Source organism: Verrucosispora sioxanthis (genome assembly GCF_010560025.1).
GTDB classification, from domain to species: Bacteria; Actinomycetota; Actinomycetes; order Mycobacteriales; family Micromonosporaceae; genus Micromonospora; species Micromonospora palythoicola.
This window is the reverse complement of the sequence record NZ_SAIY01000001.1, coordinates 559,137-579,544: the sequence shown is the minus strand read 5'-3', so window position 1 is coordinate 579,544 and position 20,408 is coordinate 559,137. Positions and strand designations below refer to the sequence as shown.

General features: G+C 69.8%; 12 protein-coding genes and 3 pseudogenes. 2 read left to right on the top strand and 13 right to left on the bottom strand.

Going from position 1 to position 20,408, the window contains the following annotated elements:
- Positions 1-1,101, bottom strand: a complete 1,101-nt coding sequence (locus ENC19_RS02645) for an ATP-dependent DNA ligase (protein WP_164445528.1) — start codon at positions 1,099-1,101, stop codon at positions 1-3.
- Positions 1,102-1,237: 136 nt separating this feature from the next.
- Here ENC19_RS02645 and ENC19_RS02640 point away from each other — a divergent pair, with 136 nt between their 5' ends.
- Positions 1,238-1,450 (top strand): hypothetical protein, encoded by a 213-nt coding sequence (locus ENC19_RS02640; protein ID WP_164445527.1) that lies wholly within the window; start codon positions 1,238-1,240, stop codon positions 1,448-1,450.
- 9 nt (positions 1,451-1,459) lie between these two features.
- On the opposite strand, the gene ENC19_RS02635 is transcribed toward ENC19_RS02640, so the two are convergent.
- Positions 1,460-2,377: a DNA-3-methyladenine glycosylase family protein gene (locus ENC19_RS02635; RefSeq protein WP_164445526.1), complete on the bottom strand. Its 918-nt coding sequence runs from the start codon at positions 2,375-2,377 to the stop codon at positions 1,460-1,462.
- 453 nt (positions 2,378-2,830) lie between these two features.
- On the opposite strand from ENC19_RS02635, the gene ENC19_RS02630 reads away from it, so the two are divergent.
- Positions 2,831-4,630: a stealth family protein gene (locus tag ENC19_RS02630; RefSeq protein WP_235944360.1), complete on the top strand. Its 1,800-nt coding sequence runs from the start codon at positions 2,831-2,833 to the stop codon at positions 4,628-4,630.
- Between the two features lie 108 nt (positions 4,631-4,738).
- Here ENC19_RS02630 and ENC19_RS02625 read toward each other — a convergent pair whose 3' ends face one another.
- The 11 genes and pseudogenes from ENC19_RS02625 to ENC19_RS02575 form a co-directional block, all read right to left on the bottom strand.
- Positions 4,739-7,588, bottom strand: coding sequence for a stealth conserved region 3 domain-containing protein (locus ENC19_RS02625; protein ID WP_164445525.1), 2,850 nt, complete (start codon positions 7,586-7,588; stop codon positions 4,739-4,741).
- Positions 7,585-8,484: a hypothetical protein gene (locus tag ENC19_RS02620; RefSeq protein WP_164445524.1), complete on the bottom strand. Its 900-nt coding sequence runs from the start codon at positions 8,482-8,484 to the stop codon at positions 7,585-7,587. The genes ENC19_RS02625 and ENC19_RS02620 overlap by 4 nt, the downstream gene beginning before the upstream one ends.
- A gap of 83 nt (positions 8,485-8,567) precedes the next feature.
- Entirely contained in the window at positions 8,568-10,208 is a 1,641-nt protein-coding gene (locus ENC19_RS02615) for a stealth family protein (RefSeq protein WP_309246141.1), read from the bottom strand.
- 548 nt (positions 10,209-10,756) lie between these two features.
- A complete protein-coding gene (locus ENC19_RS02610) occupies positions 10,757-11,425 on the bottom strand; it encodes a COG4315 family predicted lipoprotein (protein ID WP_164445523.1) in 669 nt (222 codons plus the stop codon).
- Positions 11,426-11,637: 212 nt separating this feature from the next.
- Positions 11,638-12,414, bottom strand: a complete 777-nt coding sequence (locus ENC19_RS02605; RefSeq protein ID WP_164445522.1) for an anti-sigma factor family protein — start codon at positions 12,412-12,414, stop codon at positions 11,638-11,640.
- A complete protein-coding gene (locus tag ENC19_RS02600; protein ID WP_164445521.1) occupies positions 12,411-13,103 on the bottom strand; it encodes a sigma-70 family RNA polymerase sigma factor in 693 nt (230 codons plus the stop codon). Before ENC19_RS02600 ends, ENC19_RS02605 begins: the two co-directional genes overlap by 4 nt.
- An 83-nt stretch (positions 13,104-13,186) precedes the next feature.
- A pseudogene (locus ENC19_RS02595) lies at positions 13,187-14,046 on the bottom strand (spermidine synthase).
- A 1-nt stretch (position 14,047) separates the two neighbouring features.
- Positions 14,048-15,011, bottom strand: a pseudogene (locus tag ENC19_RS02590) (hypothetical protein).
- 7 nt (positions 15,012-15,018) lie between these two features.
- A pseudogene (locus ENC19_RS02585) lies at positions 15,019-17,471 on the bottom strand (AAA family ATPase).
- Entirely contained in the window at positions 17,471-18,619 is a 1,149-nt protein-coding gene (locus ENC19_RS02580; RefSeq protein WP_164445520.1) for an exonuclease SbcCD subunit D, read from the bottom strand. The pseudogene ENC19_RS02585 and the gene ENC19_RS02580 overlap by 1 nt, the downstream one beginning before the upstream one ends.
- A 15-nt stretch (positions 18,620-18,634) precedes the next feature.
- Entirely contained in the window at positions 18,635-20,386 is a 1,752-nt protein-coding gene (locus ENC19_RS02575; protein ID WP_164445519.1) for an ATP-binding protein, read from the bottom strand.
- Positions 20,387-20,408: the final 22 nt, after the last annotated feature.

Genomic DNA, 20,408 nt, shown 5'->3' with positions numbered 1-20,408 from the left:
CTACGCGGGCCCGGCCGGCACCGCCGGGTCACCCCGCAGCACCTGGTCCACGTCGAACCGGACCGGCCGGTCAAGTTGATCGTATCGGCAGGAGAGCGGGTCACGGTCGGGTCGCCAGCGAACGAAGCGCGCGGTGTGCCGGAACCGGTCACCCTCCATCGCGTCGTACGCCACCTCGACCACGAGTTGCGGGCGCAGCGGCTCCCATTCCAGGTTCTTGGTGCCGGTCCACCGGCTGACCCCGCCGGGGATGCGTTGCCCGCGTTCGTGGTCGCCGTGCACCCACGGGTGCTCGGGCCCGACGTCGCGGTAGGGGGCCAGCTCCTCCAGCAGCTCGGCTCGGCGGGCCATGGTGAACGAGGCGCTCACCCCGACGTGGTGCAGCACCCCGGCGTCGTCGTAGAGGCCGAGCAGCAGCGACCCGACCACCGGACCGGACTTGTGCCAGCGGAAGCCAGCCACCACCGCGTCGGCGGTGCGGGCGTGCTTGACCTTGGACATGAGTCGCTTGCCCGGCTCGTACGGCAGGTCGGCCGGCTTGGCGATCAACCCGTCCAGGCCGGCGCCCTCGAAGACGTCGAACCAGCGGCGCGCCACCTCGGCGTCGGTGGTGATCTGGGTGACGTGCACCGGCGGCTGCACCCCGGACAACGCCTGCTCCAGCCGGGCCCGGCGGGTCGGGTAGGGCGCGTCGAGCAGGCTCTCGTCATCGAGCGCGAGCAGGTCGAAGGCGACGAAGTCGGCCGGCGTCGTCTCGGCGAGCAGCTTCACCCGGGAGGCCGCCGGGTGGATGCGCTGGGCCAGCAGCTCGAAGTCGAGCCGGGGCTGCCCGTCCGGGCCGTCGCGGCGGATCACGATCAGCTCGCCGTCGACCGCGCAGCGCGGCGGCAACTGCCGGCGGGCCTGCTCCACCACCTCGGGGAAGTAGCGGGTCATCATCTTGCCGCCCCGGCTGGCCAGCTCCACCTCGTCGCCGTCGCGGAAGACGATGCAGCGGAAGCCGTCCCACTTGGGTTCGTAGGTCATCCCCGGGCCGGTGGGGATCGAGTTGACGCTGCGGGCGAGCATCGGCTCCACCGGCGGGTTGATCGGCAGGTCCACGGCGATCAGTCAACCAGACGGCACCGACAGCGGTGACCCGGATCACGGCCGCCCGGTGGGCGGCGTGTCCTCCTCCGGCCCGTCACGTCCCACTCGGGCGGATCGAGAAACCGCAGGTCAGAGCTACTTTCGCGAGGTGGCGGAGTGGGTGTGCGGGTGCTGCGGACGGTGGCGGATCAGCGTCGAGCTGATTCACGGCCGGTACGTGTACCGGTTGGCGCACACCTATCCCCGGCGCTTCGGCGGCGGCAGGAATGTGCTCGGCGAGGTGGGTTCGGTGGACGAACTGGCGGAGCTGCTGCGTCGGCGTACCCCGGTCGACCTGGCCGACCTGCGCGAGGCCGCCTGATACCGGCGCTCAGTAGTGGGCGAAGGAGCGGATCGGGGCGCGCGGGCCGAACTTCGGCGCCTGCACAGCGGCGGTCTCCAGCAGCCAGCAGACCCGGCCCCGGTGACCCCGGAACGGCTCCAGCAGCTCCAGCATCCGGGCGTCGTCGCCGCGCGCCTCGCCGGCCAGGGCCCAGGCGACCGTGTTGGGTACGTGGTAGTCGCCGACGCTCACCGCGTCCGCGTCGCCGTACGCGACCCGGACCACCTCGGCGGCGGTCCACGGCCCGACGCCCGGGATCGACCGCAGCAGGCGGGTGGCCTGGGTCGAGTCGGCGCACCGTTGCAGGCGGTCGGCCATCCGCGCGGCCCGGATCAGTGTCTCGGCGCGGCGCTGTTCCACGCCGAACGGATGGAAGACCCAGTACGGGGCGGCGGCGATCACCGCCGGATCGGGTGGCAGCAGCAACCGCACCGGCCCGGGCGCCGGCTCGGCGAAGTGGCGTACGGTCGCCGCGTACCCCCGGTAGGCCTCCTTGCCGGTGACCTTCTGCTCCAACACGGCCCGCAGCACCCGGGGAAAGATCAACCCGCTGGCTGGCATCCGTAGCCCCGCCTGCTGTGCGGCCAGCCGCGCCACCACGGGGTGGCTCGCGGCCAGCTCCGCGAACCCGGTCAGGTCGTCGCGGAGCCCGGCCACCGCGTCGGCGTGCTCGACCATCCAGCCGGCACCCGGGCCGTGACCCTCGGCGACCAGCTCGCCGCCCTCGTGTCGCAGGGCCAGGGTGGCCGGTCCGTCGGGTGTGCGCGCCGCCCACCAGAAGGCGCCCGCGACGAAGCGCGCACACGGGTCGTACGGGCTGAAGGTGAGCGGGCGTACCGAAGCGGCCAGGCGGTAGCCGGGCGGGGTTGGCGACACCCGGCGGGCGTTCGGTTCCGTCCCGGTCACCAGGTCACTGTGTCACCCCGCTCGCGACAGGTCACCGCCGACCCACCCCGGCATGCTGGGCAGCCATTTACCCAGCCAATTCTTGACAGCCATCCGTCCGGTTTTCGGACCACCTGATCGGCCAGGATTATTTGGGCAAAATCCGCACCACCGGATCTATCCGGCTTGCTGGCTTGTCGACACGGTGACCAACAGGAGTAGCGCACCTGTCCCACTGGTGAACACGCTGCTATGGTCCGACCTGCGCAGGGTCAGATCCGTCCGGCAAACGGCACGGTGCACCGGGGGAACCATCGACCGGTCGTCCTTGCGCGACACGGGGAGCTGTGCAGGAGGGTAACGGGGATGACGGCCGCAGCGGTTGTTCATACAGAGCGCTTGGCGCACGGTTCACCCTCCGGCGTCCGTCAGCGCTGATCGTGCCGTGACCGTCCATATCGAACGGCCCGCCGAATGATAGCGCTGCGCGTCTACCGTCTCCTGCCGCCCGCTCTCCGGCAGCGGCTGCTCCACCTGCTTCCCGCGCATCGGCGGCTCGGCCTGGTGCGTACCTTCACCCGGCCGCGCGGCGGTGACGACCTGCACCCGGTCGGCGCGCGGGTGACGGTGACCGACGACGGTTCCCGTACCGAGGCCGAGGTGGTGGCTGCGGCGACACCGCTGGAGATGTGGCACCGCAACCTGACCGCCGTCACCACGGCTTTGGAGGACGCCGGCATCGAGTACCACTGTCTGCGCAACGACGACTACCTGCGCAGTTCGGTGGCGATTCTGGTGGATCAGCGGGACGCCGTGCGCCGGCTGGTGCGTTCGGCGCCGGCGCTGTCGGGTGCCCACGTACGCACCGTCGAGGTACGCCCCGGACGTAACCAGCCCGACCTGGCACCGACCGAGGTCATTCAGGTGTGGTTCCCGGTGACCGACGTCCGGGCCGGGGTGGTGCTCGGTGCCCAGTTCGCCTGCGAGATCGAGTTCTGGAGCCGGGCGGGCGACGTCGTCCGCGCCCCCCGGCACAACGCGGTGATCGACGAGGCGCCGGCCCGGGCCGAGCCGGTCCGGGTCGCCGCGGCGCTGCTCAGCCACTTCGTGCCGGAGGCGGACGACCACACCTACGGCACCCGACGGGACCTCACGGTCCGCGCCCCGGATCGGGTGGGGTTCCCGATCGACGCGGTCTACACCTGGGTGGACGGTTCGGATCCGGAGTGGTTGGAGCGCAAGCGGGCCGCATTGGGCGGCCCCGACGGTGAGCTGCACGCGATCGCGGCCAACTCGTCGCGCTACCAGAACCGGGACGAGTTGCGGTACTCGATGCGCTCGCTGCACAGCTTCGCCCCCTGGCTGCGGAAGATCTTCCTGGTGACCGACGGCCAGCTGCCCAGCTGGCTCGACCCGAGCCACCCGATGATCACCGTCGTGTCGCACGCTGAACTCTTCGCCGACCTCGGTGGGCTGTCGTCGTTCAACTCGCACGCCATCGAGGCCCGGCTGCACCGCATCGAGGGGCTGGCGGAGCACTTCCTCTACCTCAACGACGACGTCTTCCTGGGCCGGCCGTTGCTGCCGACCCACTTCTTCCACGCCAACGGGATCGCGAAGTTCTTCCTCTCGCCCGCCCAGTTCGGGCTCGGCGAGGCCAAGCCCACCGATCCGCCGGTGAACGCCGCCGGAAAGAACAACCGCCGGCACATCCAACGGCAGTTCGGCGTGACCATCACGCAGAAGATGAAGCACACGCCGTTCGCCCTGCGTCGCAGCATCATGCACCAGATCGAGGCGGTGTTGCAGGCCGACGTGACAGCCACCGCGCAGCACCGGTTCCGCCACCACGAGGACCTCTCGATCCCGTCGTCGTTGCACCAGTACTGGGCGTACCTGACCGCGCAGGCGGTCCCGGCCGACATCGAGTACGAGTACGCGGACCTCGGTCACCCCTCGACCCCGGCCCGCCTCGCCGAACTGCTCGCGCGTCGTCACCGCGACGTGTTCTGCCTCAACGACACCGACTCGGATCCTCGCGCACTGCCGGAACAGGAGCGGATGCTCGCCGACTTCCTGCCCCGCTATCTGCCCTTCCCGGCACCGTTCGAACTGCCCGAGGAAACGGTGGCCGAGCGCCGCGGGCAGGGGGCGAGCACCCTGTGGCGCCGTTCCCGGCAGAGTCTTCCGGCTAGTCGGCGGCCGAACCAGGTCGACGCACCGACCCTGCCCAACTCCCGCTTCAACGTGATCGGCGACAGCAGAACGTTCTGATGATGTCTGGTTCGCCCGACCGTTTTGGGAGCGTCAGGCCACCCATCGTCGCTGATTGTTCAACGAGCCCGTGCCGGCGGGAAGCGCCCAGCCGGCACGGGTCGTTGCCTACAACCGAGCCCTAACTGCCTGGTTCCGCGGGCTGCCGCGCTCGAACTGGCTCGCGACCGGGAAGTAGCTCTCAAGGAAACCGGAGACGACTCGAACCTGCTCCGTCTCATCGAGGTCACCGTGGTGGGTGTCGTTCAGGCAGAACGCGTCATAGCCGCGGGTGATGAGAATCTGGGTCAGCTGCGGGTGCTCGTTCGGGTCCCCCGTGTTCACGTAGCTGACTCGGATGGATCCCTGTACGGAGCGCTGAGTGAGGTAGGCGTAGTAGTGATGCAGTGAGGAGGCGACCGATACATCGGTGTGGTCGCGCAACCGGCTTGCCGCAGTCCGCTCGATCTCGTCGGAGAAGGCCTTGTCAAGGTCGTAGGCGACGCTGCGGCGCATCGGGTAGGGCGCATGCAGCAGCCCGTGCGTGAGAACGCGGTCGAACGCCTCTCGGATCAGCCGGCGGTTGTTCTTCGCCGCACTGAAGTTGAAGTCGTCCTCCTCGCTCACATCGACCATGGGGATGGGTGTCGGAGAGAGGAAGAACTGCGCCAACCCGTTGCTGCGGAAGAAGAGGCTCGGTTGTACCGGTCTGCCGAGGAAGAAGTCGTCGTTGAAATAGATGAAGTGCTCCGCCAGCCCATCGATATGGTGCAGCTGTGACTCGATGGCGTGTGAATTGAATGTCGGTAGCGTGCCTCGTGAGCCGAACAGGTCCCGGTGGTCGATGACCTTGATTCGAGAATGACCGGTGTCCAGCCAGTTGGGGGTCTGTCCAGCCGTGACCAGGTAGATGTTTCGTACCCACGGGGCGTACATGTCGATGGAGCGTAGGGAGTAGCGCAGTTCGGCGCGGTCCCGGAACCGGGCCATACTTTCCGCTGCGTCCACCGGGGATCTTCCGGCCGCCGATAAAAGACTGTTCTTGCTTGCCAACCAAGCTGGATCCGCGCCGTCGACCCAGGTATAGACGACGTCGATGGGAAAGTCCACATCGGATACAAGTCGTTGGGCGAAGGGTTCGATGGTGGGATGCTGCCGGTCCCGGATGGTAACGGTCGCCGGCACCATTGCCGCCGTCGATATCGAATCGCCGAGCAGCGTCCGGCGGGTCGCCAGGAGTGCATCCCCCTTTGTGGAGGGCACCCAGAACTCGACGTCACAGCCGACTGCGGGGCCGTAACGCAGAGTCCGTGACGGTGACACGAGGGGCTTGAACACCCGCAGACCGACAGCATCGGCCGCCCGTGGCTCGCTAACCAGGCATGCCGCGAGTGTCACCGAGGTGACTTTGGCGCCGGCGGCCAGGGTCTCGGCGTAGTAGGGAGCCCTGGCGAACTTGCGGGCGAGCGCGGCCAGGGTCGCCTCCCGCTCCTCCAGTGGCACCACCACGCGGTGTCGAACGCCTGCGTCGCGGGCTATCCAGTACCGGATGCCGTGCTCCGTCAGTACATCGACCACTGCGCTGAAGTTGTCGTACGAGACGTCGGCTGGTACCAGATCGTCACGGACTACGCTCAACCGGCCGCCGCTGCGGATCAGGCCGGGAACTGCGTCCTCAATCTGCCTCTCAAGTGACTCCAGATCAGGCCCGACGGTCACATGTCCTGGCCGGGGCGCGGCGGGTGCGAAACCAGAACCACCAGCCAGGGCCAACCAGGAGGCCAGACGATCAGCGCGGGTTTGCTCCTGCTTCGTGTGATCGGCGATCAGCTCGGTAAAGAGCTCTTCCCACCGTCGCATGATCGGCTCGATGCGGTAGCGCTCGGCGGCGACGAGCGCGTTGGCACCGAAGTTTCGGCGCATCTCGTTGTCGGCGATAAGCCGAATCAGCGCCTGCGCGAGGTGGTCTTCGTCGCCGGACGGGACCAACAGGCCGTCCACACCGTGGGTGATGATCTCGGCTGGCCCGGTCTGGATGTCGTAGCTGACCGCCGGGACGCCTGCGGCGAACGCCTCCAGCAGGACCAGCGGCAGCGCCTCGCCGTCTCGGGAGGAGAGCAACGCGAGGCTGGCCTTGGCCCACTCCTCGGTCATCCGGTCGGTCGCACCCACAAGTTGCACGTTGTCGTGCAGACCGAGGTCGGCGGCGAGACGTCGCATCTCCGGCAGCAGCGGGCCGTCGCCGTAGACCCGCAATGTCCATTGCGGGTGGGCAGCAGCGACCTTCCCGAATGCCCGGATGGCGTGGTCGATCCGCTTCTCTGGCACCATCCGCCCGGCGATGGCCACCACCGGGTTGCGCAGATCGGATCGGGGCCGGAAACCGTCGGGGATGCTGTTTGGGATGACCTCCAAGCGTGGGGCGGAGGTGCCGAAGGTGTCGACGAACCAGTCCTTGGTCCGGTCGGTGAGCACCACCAGAGCGTCCAGCCGTGGAGACATCTGGAAGAGCGGTTGACCGGTTCCGCCGCGTAGTTGCGACGGTCGGTGCTCTTGATGCACCGTGACGACCCCGGGAGGTGCCAGCCGGGTTGCCAGTGACATCAGCGCGGGAGACGACGAGACCAGAACATCGGCGTCGAGGGACCGCAGTGCCTGCTCGACCTCAAGGTCGGCCAGGCGATTGAACTGCCTCTCCCATCGCTTGGGGATCAGCCGGCTATCGCTGCGAGCCAGTGCCTCGTACGCGGCGTCGTCGACGGACGTGGGTCGCAGGGGCCGAGGTGTGGGCCCGGTAAGGTCGACAAGGTAACGTCGGCGAACTCGCGCATCGTTCGCGAAGAAGCTCGTCTCGCTGGTGCGGAAGACGCTGATGACCTCGACCTGATGACGGCGCGCCAAGTAGTCGGCTTGGGTGAGGATGGCCCGTTCGGTTCCGCCGAGGGCGTCGGCTGTGTTCAGCAGGTAAGTGATCTTCATGTGGATGCCCCCGTAAAGTGCAGACAGGCCACCGCGAGGTTGCCGGCCTTGGTGTAGTAGGGCCGGTATCCCACGAAGCGTCGATCGTCGATCGTCACAGTGGTCCGGCTGACCCGTAGCACGGTCCGCGGATCACGTAGGTCGTGCAGAAACCGGCCGAGGCGGACCATTCGAGTTGGTGACGTGCGTACCCAGGCCTCCCAGATCACCTCGGCGCCGGGCGGTCCAACGGCCAATTCAGCCAACGGGACCGTGAACTCGAACTGCCCGTTCACCGGGTCGATAGGAATCATCACATCGGTGCCGTCACCGCGCGGGGTAAAAACGATCATCGGGTCCTGCAGTGAGCCGACGCCGACCAACCGAGCGGAAATCCGTGCCTCGGTCGGCCCGGTTGCCAGCCGGAGCACCTCAGCCCGAGCCTTGGCTGCCTTGACGGTGAGGTGTGCCAGTCCCTGGTTGCCGCAACCTGGCTCAAATCGCCAGCCGGAGACCGGGTGGGGCGGAGTCGGCACCGTGGGTCCATCGTGCTCTGCCGGCTCTGTCGTCTGCAGCGCGAACCGACGCTCTCCGCTTGCTTCCGACACTGTGACCGCCACCGACCAGATCCCCTTGCCCAGCGAGATCTCATCAGTACCCGTTCCGAATGCGGCTCGTGCGGTCACCGAGATCCGGTCACCAATCGTCTCGGCCGACGCCGGGCACACCACCACTCGGGAGCTCTGGATGAACAGTAGACTCGCCTGCTCGACGGCAACCGCGGAGGCCGGTAGTAGGGCGTGCACATGCAGTGTCCGCCCGTCGAGAACCGAGAAGTAGTCGCAGGTCGCCCTGGGAAGATCTACAACGGGTTCGCGCAATAAGCGGGTGGTCCGCCGGGTGAGACGATCCGCCACCACACCCGCTCGTCGGCGAGCACCATAGACCACTTGCAGGAGCCGCAGCGGCGGCCGAGAAGATCTCCGGCGATCATTCGGACTCATTGGACAGGCTCACGGCCGTTGGTGAAGATGCTCGCCTGGCTGCTTCCGGAGCCCCGACGGATCAGGTCGGTCGGGTCCAGCGGCAGGCTCGCCGCAGCGAGTGCACTCGCGGTTTGGCGTGCTCGCTCCACCTCGAGGTGGGCAGGCAGCTCGAACGGCGCGCGGAACGGGAAGTATGCCGAGAGGAACTCGCTGAGCATGGCGTGTTGTTGGGGAAGTGAGACCTCGGCCGAGTCGGTGTCGTTCAGGCAGAAGGCGTCGCGATCACGACGGGTCAGCAGCCGCGCCAACTGAATCGGCGCGGAGGGATGACCCAGGTCGGCGTAGGAGTAGGCGATCGATCCAGGTGCCGCCTTCCCCGACAGGTAGGACCAGTAGTGCTGCAATGACGAGGGAATGGACAGGTCGGCCGGGTGCCGGAACTGATGTTCAGCCGTCGCGAGCACCTCGTCGGTAAGCTCCCGCTCGATGTCTTCCAAGACGCTCTTGCGAAGCGGGTACGGCACGTGACGCATCTTCTGCGTGATCGTACGACCGAACCGTTCCTGGATGTGCCGGCGGTTGTTCTTGCCAGCTGCGGTCACTGGCGCGTCATAGATCGTCGCTGGTCCGACATCGAGCTGGGCTGGAGAGGGGAAGAACTTCGCGAGCCCGTTGGCGTGAAAGAACTTGGTCGGCAGCAGCGGGCGACCGAAGAACATGTCATCGTTGATGTAGATGAAGTGCTCGCTGAGGCCAGAGATGCGGTGCAATCGTGACTCGATCGCATGAGAGTTGAAGCTCGGGAGCCGGCCGGTGTCACCGAATATGTCTCGGTGAGGCACGACCTTGATCATGGGATGTGTGACATCCAGCCAGGGTGGCACCTGGTCGTCCGTCACAAGATAGATCATCCGGATCCAGGGCAGGAAGGCCACGAGTGAGCGGAGGGAGTAGCGGAGTTCGTCCCGGCTGACATAGCGGGATGCGTTAGCGGCCACGTCGCTGATCTCGGAACCCGGCTGCTGATCGAGTAGCGCCAGGTTCTTCCGCTGCATCCAGTCGGTGTCGTTGCCGTCCACCCAGGTGTAGACGGCGTCGATCGGGAACGTTATGTGCTCGTACCCCAAGCCCGCGAACTCCGCACGACTCCGGTAGCGGCCCGGCTCGCCGCGTTCCGGCGCGAGGCGGGTCAGGCGCGAGGCCGGTACGGCAACGGCTTGGCCTTGGGCCGGCAGGGAACTGGCGACCTGGTTGCCACGCGGTGCGACGATCTCAGTGATCGGTCGGTCGGTTGGTGTTGTCACCTGCCAGAATTCGACCTCGCAGGCAAATTCGCTACCGAGAACGGTGACGCTGTCAGGATCTGACACGGCGTTGAAGACCTGGACGACTGCGGTCCGCTGTTTGGCGCTTGCGTGCTTCCCCTCACCGTTGGTCAGGCGTACCGTGACCTGCGGCTGTTGGGTGAGTTGTTGGAGCGCCCGGAGTGCCTCGCCCTTGCGCGCTAGCGGCACGGCGACCGCACTGTGCAGGTCGTTCTTGTGGCGGACGCAGAAGTAGTCGATGCCCGCCCCGTCGAGCGCGTCGGTCACCAGATCGAGGTTGCGCTGCCACATGGCGAGCGGGGTCGCCTGCTCAACCACCTCGGCCGTCACCCAGCTACTGCGGTCGCGCACCCGGTGTACGCGTCCGACAGGGGTATGGGCTCGAGGCGGTGCCAGTCTGGTCAATCGTCGAACGAGCCAGAGTTGCCGCTGTGGGGGAAGAAGTTGGACGAGTCGGACTCGATAGCGCCGAGGCAAGGCCCGGTAGATACGCAGCGCGATCATCGCAGGTCTGCTTCTGCCAGGGCCGAGCCTTGCTGATCATCTTGCCGGACAGGTTCAGCAGACAAGCCGAGATCCCCCGTGTATCTCTCCGGGCGCGCCGGAGACTCCCCGATTAGTTCGTCGGCCGCGGAGCGGTGTCAGGCTCGGCATGCCGTGGCCGAACGCGCCGGCGCGCGACGTGTGGCAATGTATCAGCCTGGTGATCGTGAGGATACTTGCCGTTCGTCCAGGCGTTGCCGGCTGTTCGGCTGACCGTTGATCTTCGATCAAGCAGCCGCAGCGTCCCGCGTCTGACGGCTGGTGCGCGCCTGACAGACGCCGGTGGCCGGCCGCGCCACTGCTGGCTGCGGCCGGCCACCGAGGTGCCTGCTGGATCAGTAGTCGTAGTCGGAGTCCGACTCGTTCGACTCGGTCTTCGACGGCGGGGCGACCGCCTTCGGGGTGCCCTTGGGCAGGCACTCCAGGTTCTTGCTGCCGTCCGGGTTGACCACGAACCAGGTGCCGCCGACGCCCTGGCCCTTCCAGGCGCCCGGCTTCTTGTCACCGATGTAGGTGTAGAGCGGCCAGCCGTCGAGGGTGATCTGGCGGGTGCCGTCCTCGCGGGTGATGGTGCCGACGTCGTCGTCGGAGACACCCTTGAGTTCCGGAGCGCCGTCGGTCAGCGCCGGCGGCCACACCTCCGCGCACTGGCCGTCACAGTTGGACGACGGCGGGTCGTTGGTGTCGCGGTCGAAGCGGTACAGGATGTAGCCGTCCTGGTTGACCACGGCGCTACCCATCCGGGGGAACTTCTTGCCGGTCAGGCTGTCGGTCAGTTCGACACCCTCGGGCAGGGGAGCGTCGGTCTCTTCCTCCGCGCCCGGTGACGCCGAGGCGCCCGGCTCCGCGCTGGCCTCGGGGTCGGCGGTCACGCTGGGCTCGGCCGCGGCGACGGCGACCGGCTCGGCCGCGCCCGCGTCCGCCCCGTTGTAGCCTGCGGGTGCGCAGGCCGTAAGTGCGAACATGGCGCCCACGGCGATGACGGTCCGCTTCATCTGTGCCACGTGCCCTCCTCATACTTGGCAGTTCACCGGGAAGTACGGGTCGAGCGCTGTCAAGGTTGAATCCGAAAGGGTGGGCAAGTTCACAAGAATCCATTGAACCGTCTGGGTTTTCTGTCCGTGTGAGTCCGTATCCCCAGGTGGCTGAGTCGCCTGACGCCGGGAAAGACCGAAGGCCCGCCTCGGGGTCGAGGCGGGCCTTCCGGGTACGTGGATCAGGCCGCTGGGACGGTCACCAGAGTGTCCGTGGCACCCCGCGAATCGATCTCCTGCACCTCGAACTGCTTGATGTCGTCCCGCTTCGTCGACGTGGCCGCCGACAGGGTGAGCAACTGCGTGTTGGCGTTCGTGCCGTACCCGCCGTCCGGCACCGACCAGGTGGAGACGACCTCGGTGGAGCCGTCGTCGCGTACCACCACCAGGCGGCAGGTGCGCGGCCCCGGCAGCTTGCCCAGGCTGAAGTCCATCTTCGTGCCGAAGTCCTTCGAGGTCAGCCAGAACGTCGCCTCGACACCGGTGGCCGGGTCGGTGACATCGACCTGCTCACCCTCCTGCTCGTTGCCACCCAAGCTAGGGCCGCTGGGGTTGCCGGTGCGGTCGGTCGGTGGGCCCACCGGAGCCGTGGTCGGCCCGGCGATCGGCGGTGCCGTGCTGCTGTCGGTGAGATTGCTGAACACGACACCGGTCAGCCCACCGAAGACCACCACGGCCGCCGCGGTCGCCAGGACCTGCCGGAACCGGGCCCGCCGACGGTGCGTACGCAGCGCCACGAGCGTCCGGTCCAGCAGGACCGGATCCGAGTGGGTCTGCTCCAGTGCCGTGATCGACTCCTCGTCGATGTCGGAGAGCAGCCCGACCACCGGCACCATCGTCTCCAGCTCGGCGGCACAGGCCCAGCAGGTCGCGAGGTGTTCCTCGAACCGCTCCATGTCCTGTTCGTCAAGCACGCCGAGCGCGTACGCGGCGACGTCCATGTGGTCAACCCGGCTCATTCCGTCACCCCCCTCTCCTGCAGAGCTGTGCGCAGCGCGCGCAGCGCGTAGTAGACCCGCGACTTCGCGGTGCCCAACGGCAGACCGAGCTCCTCGGCCGCCTCCGGCACCGTCCGGCCCCGGAAGTACGTCGCCACCAGGATCTCCCGGTGCGACTGACTCAACGTTCGCAGCGCGTCCGCCACCGTCATCGACCGCAGCACCCGGTCGGTGCTGTCGGCCTCGGCGAACGCGGTCAGGTCCCGGTCGTACGTCTCGGCCGGGCGGGCCTGCTCGCTGCGGTGCTCGTCGATGGCGATCCGTCGCGCCACCGTGACCAGCCACGGCCGTAGCGACCCCTGTCCCTGCGCGCCCAACCGGTGCGCGTTGCGCCAGGCCCGCAGCAGCGTCTCCTGGACGATGTCCTCGGCCCGTTGCCGGTCTCCGCCGGTCAGCCGCATCACGAACATCAGCAGCGGTCCGGCGTGTTCCGCGTAGAGCGTGCGGACCAACTGGTCGGAGTGGGCGGCTTCGGTGGTGGAAGCCTGGTGGCGGCCAGGGGTGGGTCGCGGCGTCACCGGGCTATTCTGGCGAGCCGCCGGACGAGAGTCGACCCCACGGGTGGACGTGGTCGGCCGCGACTGGGACCGGGCGGACATCCAGTCCACCCGCACCCGGTCGCCCTGCCAACCGACCGCCAGTGCGTGCATGCAGACCTCCGACGTCCCTGGACAGAAAGCCGTCCCCCCACGGGCATGGCTGCTGACTGGTACGGAAGGCGGCACCGAACGGATCAACGTCGGACGGAAAAAATCCCCGGCGGAGGTGGCGTCGAGTCGACGGCCGAGCCGTCGTGCACCACGACGGCGCCACCGGTGAAGCGGTCGAGTTCCGCCTCGGCCAACACCCGGCCGGGAAACCAGTCACCGGCGGCACGGCGGGCCAACGCGGCCACCGGCGGATCCTGCCGGCCGGCGACGAGCACCAGATTGCCGTAGCGCCGGCCGCGCAGCACGGCGGCGTCGGCGATAAGACCGCCCCGGGGCAGCACCGCTCGCACGGTGGCCACCTGTGCCCGGGCGTGGCGGCACGTGACGAGCCGTCGGCGACGTTGGCCAGGTACCAGCCCGCCGGGTGCAGCACCCGGGCAGCCTCGGCGGCGTACTCGACGGAGGTGAGCCGGGCCGGTGTCCGGGCGCCCGCGAACACGTCGGCGACCACCAGGTCGTAGCTGGCCTCCCGACCGGAGGCGAGCACCGTCCGCGCGTCACCCACCCGTACCTTCAGGCGCGGATCGGCCCGCCACGGCAACGTCCGTCGGACCAGATCGACGAGTGCCCCGTCCACCTCGACCACCCGCTGCGTCGAGCCGGGGCGGGTGGCGGCGACGTACCTCGGCAGGGTCAGCGCACCGCCGCCCAGATGCAGCACCCGCAGCGGGGCGCCCGCCGGTGCCACCAGGTCGATCGCGGCGGCCAGCCGACGGACGTACTCGAACTCCAGGTGCGTCGGGTCGGTCAGGTCCACATGCGACTGTGGTACGCCGTCGAGCAGCAGCGTCCACGAGCCGGACCGGTCCGGATCCGGCACCAGTTCGGCGAGCCCCGTGTCGACCGGCTCGGAGATCCGGTCCGCGTCGCGCCGCCGTCCCACATCAAGCAGCCGGCGGGCGGCGGCGGTGAGCGGCGACGGTGAGCGCGATGCAGCAGCCGGGCGTCGCCCAGGCGAGAGCGCAGCAACCGTTCCAGCCCGGCGATCGGCACCAGGTTCTGCGGGGCCCGGGGATCCTTGTACGGGCTGGAGGCGAACCGGGGCAGGGTGACAAGCGACAGGTCGGCCAGCCACACCGCCTCGGCGATCTCCAGGTCGGCGGAGCACTCCAGCCGCACGATGCCGGCCCAGGGCGCGCCCGCGGTCACCGGCAGCCGCAGATACCACGACCAGCCGCCCCAGGCGGTGCCGAGCCGGAACACCGGCGAACGGTGACCCGGTGGCAGACCGGTGACCACGGCGGTGAGCCGGGCGTCCAGGTACTGGCTGTGCTGGGTCTTGATGTAGCCGAGGGTGCGCGGCAGCTGCCGCCGGTTACGCAACGGCCCGTCCACCACCAGCAGGTCGTCGTCGGTACGCGCCGCCGCCGACACCTGCACCTCCAGGGCGGTGAGCGGACCCTGCACCGCCGCCGGCAGCTTGGCCAGCTCACCGCTGCCGCCGACCCGGTGCACCGGGTAGCGGACGTTGCCGGCCACCACGTCGGTCGCCGACGGGCTGGCGGTGAACAGGCCCCGCTCCACCGTGGCGCCGGCCAGTTACGCGGCACCGCGGTCGAAGGTCGCAGCGCCTGCCCCGGCCGCGTACGAGGCGGCCAGCCCGGGAAACGAGCCGCCGTCCTCCTCGGCCGTCCAGATACTGGCGTCGATCCGGCGTACCCCGTCGACAAGCAGCACCACGTCCGGTGCCCGGACCTCCGGGCGGGGGCCGATCGCCCGCCAGTCCACCGCCGGCAGCTCGTGTTCCGCCTCGACCTGGGCGCTGCTCGGCGCGGCCGGGCCGGCCGGCGCGGCCTCGAACGACGCCCCGTAGCCGGGATCCCAGGCATCGACGAAGAAGCGGTTCACGTCCGCATCACCGGCCGGTCCGTTCCACCCGGGCCGAGCGGGCGTCCTTGTGCACCTCGAAGCGGACCGGGATCCGCTCGGCCAGCGCCGGCACGTGGGTGACCACGCCTACCATCCGGTCGCCCCGGGCGGCGAGATTTTCCAGGGTGGCGGCCACCGTGTCGAGGGTGGCCGCGTCGAGGGTGCCGAAGCCCTCGTCCAGCACGATCGACTCCAGGCTGGCCGCGGTGGTGGACATCCCGGCCAACTGCTCGGACAACGCCAGTGCCAGGGCCAGCGACGCCTGGAACGTCTCGCCGCCGGACAGTGTCCGCACCCCGCGCCGCAGCCCGGCGTCGTGGTGGTCGACCACAAAGAACTCGCCCTTGTCGTGGACCAGGTCGTACTGGCCGCCGGAGAGTTCCCGCAGGATCCCCGACGCGCCGTCGACGAGCAGATCCAGCGCCTCGGCCAGCAGCCACCGCTCGAAATTGTTGGCCCGCAGGTGCCCCGCCAGCGCCCGGGCCACCTGCGCCTCGCGTTCGTGTCCGGCCCGCTGCTCGCGCAGCGCCCCGGCCTGCTCGCGTCGTTCGGTCAACCGGCGCAGCTCGGCCTCGGCCCGCTCCACGGCGACGGCGGCGGCGCGGACCGGATCGTCCGGGGCAGGCAGCCCGGCGAAGATGCCCGCGATGCGGTCCGCCGCCGCGCCGGCCTGCCGTCTCCGCCTCGACCACCGCACCGGCCAGCCCGTCCACTCCGACCGGCGGTGCCACGCCTGGTCCGTGCCCACTCGGCCAACGTGGCCCAGGCGGCGGCGACATCGTCGCGGTCGGTGGCCAGCAGTCCGAACCGGGCGACCGCGTCACGGCGCCGTCGAAGCTTCATCCGCCATGCCGTCCGCAGCCGATCCTGCGCCGCCTCGACCGCCTGCCCGGGCCTGCCGGGCGGCGTCCCAGCCGGCGCGGAGCGCCGTGGTCGCCTCGTCCAGCCCCTGCCACCCAGCCGGGCCAACTCCGCCAGCCGCGCCACCAGCGCCTCGGCGGTAGCCGCACCAGTCAGCCGCTCGTCGGCGAGTCGGGCCCGCGAGCCGTCATGTTCGGCACGGGCAGCATGGCAGCACCCGTTCCAGGTCACGTGCGGCGGCGTCGGCTCGGTGACGAGTTTCCTGGCCGTCTCTTCCGGCCGCCCGGGCCGCCTTGCCGGCCGCCACCGCCCGCGCGCCGCCGCCGGGCCGGTCAGGTCGCCGGCGGGCCACCGGCTGCTCGCAGACCGGGCGAGTCGCCGTCGGTCAGGTGGGCCCGCAACGCCGTCGCCTGGTCGGCGGTCTTCGCGTCCTCGTGCGCCTGGAACGCCGCCGCCAACTCCGCCTCCGGCGCGTTCGACGCCGCCTGCGCCAGTCAGTGCCCGCACCGCCGCGTCGTGCTCGACGCCGGCCGCCTCCATCCCGGCCCGGACCTGCTCCGCGGACAACTGCTCCCAGTCGGCGTACGCCCACTGGCAGCATCCGCAGAGCGCTCGTCGCCGGCGGCGGGTGGCTCGCCGCTGCTTCTCCTCGCGCTCCTCGGCCAGCGACACCGCGGTCGCCGCCGCGTCGGACTCGGCCCGGGTCGCCGTCACCGCCCGGGCCACCTCGGCCACCCCGTCCGGTGCCCGAACCTCGTCCAACGCGGCCAGTTCGGCGTCGAGCGTGGCCAGCGCCGCGTTGGCCTCCCGCACGGTCGTCCGCGCCGCTTCCAGCTCCGGTACGGCGGCGGTCACCGACCCGGCCAGCTCCCGCATCCGGTCGACCTGACCGGTGGCCTGCTCCAGTGCGGCGTCGTCGACGTCGGACAGCCCGGCGAGCAACTGGTCGACCGCCTCCAGCTTCGCCTCCGCCTGACCGGCCCGAGTGGTGGCCCGCTGCTGCACCTGCTCGTACACGCCGAGGCCGAGCAGGTTGACCAGGATCTGCTGCCGGGTAGCCGGGCGGGCGTGCAGGAAGTCGGCGAACTGGCCCTGCGGCAGCACCACACAGCTGGTGAACTGCTCGTACGGCAGGCCGACGGCCGCCAGCACGGCCGCGTCCATCTCCGCCGGGGTGCCGGCGACCACCTCGCCGAGATCCTCCGGACTGAGCCCGGTGTCCAGTTTGGTGACGTCGAACCCCTCCGGCATGAGCTGCAACCCGGCGCCGGCGGTCTTGACGTTGCCCCGGCTGTCCCGACGCACCACCCGGGTGGCTACGTAGCGCGCACCGCCGGACTCGAAGACCAGCCGAACCCGCGCCTCGGTGGCCGACGGCGCGAGCGCGTTGCCCAGCCCGCGGGTGCCGCCCCAGCGGGGCACCGTGCCGTACAGCGCGAAGCAGATCGCGTCGAGCACCGTCGACTTGCCCGAACCGGTCGGCCCGACCAGGGCGAAGAAGTCCGCGTCGGTGAAATCGATCGTGGTGGCGTCGCGGAAGACGGTGAAGCCGGCCAGGTCCAGCCGCATCGGCCGCATCAGTGATCGACCTCCTCGAGCAGCTCGTCGAAGAGTTCCCGAACGCCCTCGTCGGCATGCCCCCGGCTGTCCAGATAGTCGGCGAACAACTGCCGGGGCGAGCGACCGGACCGCTGCGCCACCCGGGTGCCGCTGCCGGGCGCCGGCACCAGCTCCGGGTCGATACGGATCTCCAGGGCCCGCGGAAGCAGTTGCTGCACCTCTTCCCGTAGGCCGGCGCGGGGCTGTTCGCGCACGTACACCCGCAGCCAGCCCTCCGGTGGGGTGATCTCGGCGAGTTGGGCGAGGGTGCCGCGCACGGTGCGCAGCGCGGTCGCCGCGGTTACCGGCTCCTCGCGGATCCGCGCCGCCGTGGTCGCGGTGACCTCGACCAGCGTCACCGCCGGGACGTTCTCCTGCTCGCCGAAGTCCACCGCGAGCGGGGCGCCGCTGTAGCGGATCGGGCACGGCCCCTGCACCCGCTGGGCGCGGTGCAGGTGCCCGAGCGCCACGTAGTGCGCGGTGCCGGGAAAGACCGAGGCGGGCACCGCGTAACCCATGATGGTGTGCGCGTCGCGTTCGCCGCCGCCGGTGGCCGCGCCGACCACCGTGAGGTGGGCGGTGACCAGGTGCACCCGGTCCGGCTCGTCGAAACCCTCGGTCAACCGGGCCAGGATGCGGCCCAGGTGGTCGGCGTACGTCTGGGTGGACTCGGCGGCGGTCAGCTCGTACATCTCCACCGCCCGGACCGCGTACCGCTGGGACAGGAACGGCAGCGCGGCCAACCGCCAGCGTTCCCCGTCGGCGGTGGTGCCGTCGATGACGTGTTCGGCCGGATCCTCGCGTACGCCGCCGCGCAGGGTGATGCCGGCGGCCTCGGCCCACGGGCGCAGCGCGTCCAGGGCCGGACCGTTGTCGTGGTTGCCGCCGATCGCCACCACGTCCGCGCCGGTGCGGCGCAGCGCGGTCAACGCCCGGGTGACCAGGCGGGTCGCCTCCGGGGTCGGTGCCGCCGTGTCATAGAGGTCACCGGCGATGACGACCAGGTCGGGCCGTTCCCGCCGGGCGATCTCGATGACTCCGGCCAGCACCTGCTTGTGTTCCTCGGCCCGCGACTGTCCCTTGAGGACCTTGCCCACGTGCCAGTCGGAGGTGTGCAGGATCTTCATGCTGTTACCCCCGGGCTAGAACGGGATGTCGTCGTCGGTGCCGCCGCCGGAGCCGACGACCGCGAACGGGTCGGCGGACTGGGTGATCGACCGCAGGGTCTGCGACGGCGCGGCTCCCGCCTCGGAGACCCGGGTCGCCCAGGCGGGGAACGGGAACTCCAGACAGAGCGGTACCGGGATGTCCGGCTGGTTGACGAACATCGTGCCCGGCTTGGCCAGCAGCGCGCGCTGCCGCTGGGCGGGCGGGAGGAAACCGTACTCCGGACGGGACGCCTCGGCCGGATCCAGCCGGCCCACCACCCGGATGGCCGAGTTGGTGACGATGCGCCGCTCCACCTCGCTCGCGGTCTGCTGCGCGCCGATCAGGATCACCCCGAGCGAGCGGCCCCGCTCGGCGATGTCGAGCAGCACCTCCTTGATCGGGGAGGACCCCTCCCTGGGGGCGTACTTGTTCAGCTCGTCGAGCACCACGAACAGCAGCGGTTTGGCGGTGCCGGCCTTCTCCTTACGCTCGAACTCGGTCTTGAGCGTCACGCCGACCACGAAACGTTGCGCCCGGTCCGGCAGGTTGTGCAGGTCGACGACGGTGACCTGAGCCGACTCCGAGGTGTTGATGCTGTGCGGACGGCGGGTGGCCAGATCGCCGCGGATCAGCCGGGACAGGTCCTTCTTGCTGCCGATCAGCCGACGGGCGAACGCGTTCACCGTGCCCAGCCCGACCGCGCTGCCCGCCCAGTCACCGCGCGTCTCGTCGTCGCTGAGCTGCTCGACGACGTGATCGACCAGGTCGCCGTAGCTGCCCAGCCGGACACCGTCGATGCTGACGCCGCCGTCGGCGGGCTGGGCGTACCGGGCCAGGTGGGCGGCGACGGAGTGGACCACCATCGTGTACTGCTGACGTTCGTCGTCGGCGTCGGCGAAGACGTACGGCAGCAGGCGGTCCGCGCAGAACTCGGTGAGTGTCCAGTAGAAGCTGTCGACCCCGGTGAGCCGACTGCTCACGTCCGGTGTGCCGGACGAGTCACCGACCCGGGGCGGCGCGTAGACCCGCACGTCGGGGAAGGCGTCCGCGGCCAGGCCGAGCCGGGCGTACGCGGCCCGGGTCGGATCGTCGAGCCGGGCGTTCGGGTGGTCGAGGAAGAGCAGATCCTCACCCTTCACGTTGAAGATCAACGCCTTGGCGTTCACCGCGTCACCGCCGAGTTGGCCGGAGCGGAACACCGAGTAGAGAAGAAAGGTGGCGAAGCTGGTCTTGGTGGCCACCCCGGAGATGCCGGAGATCGACACGTGCGCGCCCCGACTGCCGTCGAGGAAGTCGGCGTTGAGGTAGACCGGCACACCGTCGCGGCCGGTGCCCATCGGGATCCGCCGTTCCATCCGGTCGAAGTGCAGGGCCCGGGCGCGGGCGTCGCCCTCGGCCCGGTGCACCACGGCACCCGGCTGCGGCGGCACGTAGAACTCGGGATCGACCCGGGTGGTGGTGATCTCGGCGGCCTCCTGCACCTGCGCCGGCAGCGTGCCGTCGGCGATGGCGAAGACGTCGGAGTCGAACTGTGCGCCCTCGTGCCGCGCCCGGACCTGGGTGACCACTCCGGCGATGGTCACCGGCTCCCGGTCGGGCAACTCCCGCCGGGTCACCACCACGTCGTCGAGCTGGAGATAGCTGCCCGGGGAAACCGCCGTCCAGAACTGCAGGGGAGTGGCGTCGGCGGTGCCCAGCACCCGGCCCACCCCCTCGCCCGGGCCGTCGAACCCCTGGTCGATCATCGGGCTACTCCGCTCGGTCGGT

Excerpts from the sequence above, each read along its gene's own strand:
- ENC19_RS02625 (WP_164445525.1), bottom strand. The coding sequence starts at position 7,588 with ATGAAGATCACTTACCTGCTGAACACAGCCGACGCCCTCGGCGGAACC.
- ENC19_RS02605 (WP_164445522.1), bottom strand. The coding sequence starts at position 12,414 with ATGAGCCGGGTTGACCACATGGACGTCGCCGCGTACGCGCTCGGCGTG.
- ENC19_RS02600 (WP_164445521.1), bottom strand. The coding sequence starts at position 13,103 with ATGCACGCACTGGCGGTCGGTTGGCAGGGCGACCGGGTGCGGGTGGAC.
- ENC19_RS02580 (WP_164445520.1), bottom strand. The coding sequence starts at position 18,619 with ATGAAGATCCTGCACACCTCCGACTGGCACGTGGGCAAGGTCCTCAAG.
- ENC19_RS02630 (WP_235944360.1), top strand. The coding sequence starts at position 2,831 with ATGATAGCGCTGCGCGTCTACCGTCTCCTGCCGCCCGCTCTCCGGCAG.
- ENC19_RS02575 (WP_164445519.1), bottom strand. The coding sequence starts at position 20,386 with ATGATCGACCAGGGGTTCGACGGCCCGGGCGAGGGGGTGGGCCGGGTG.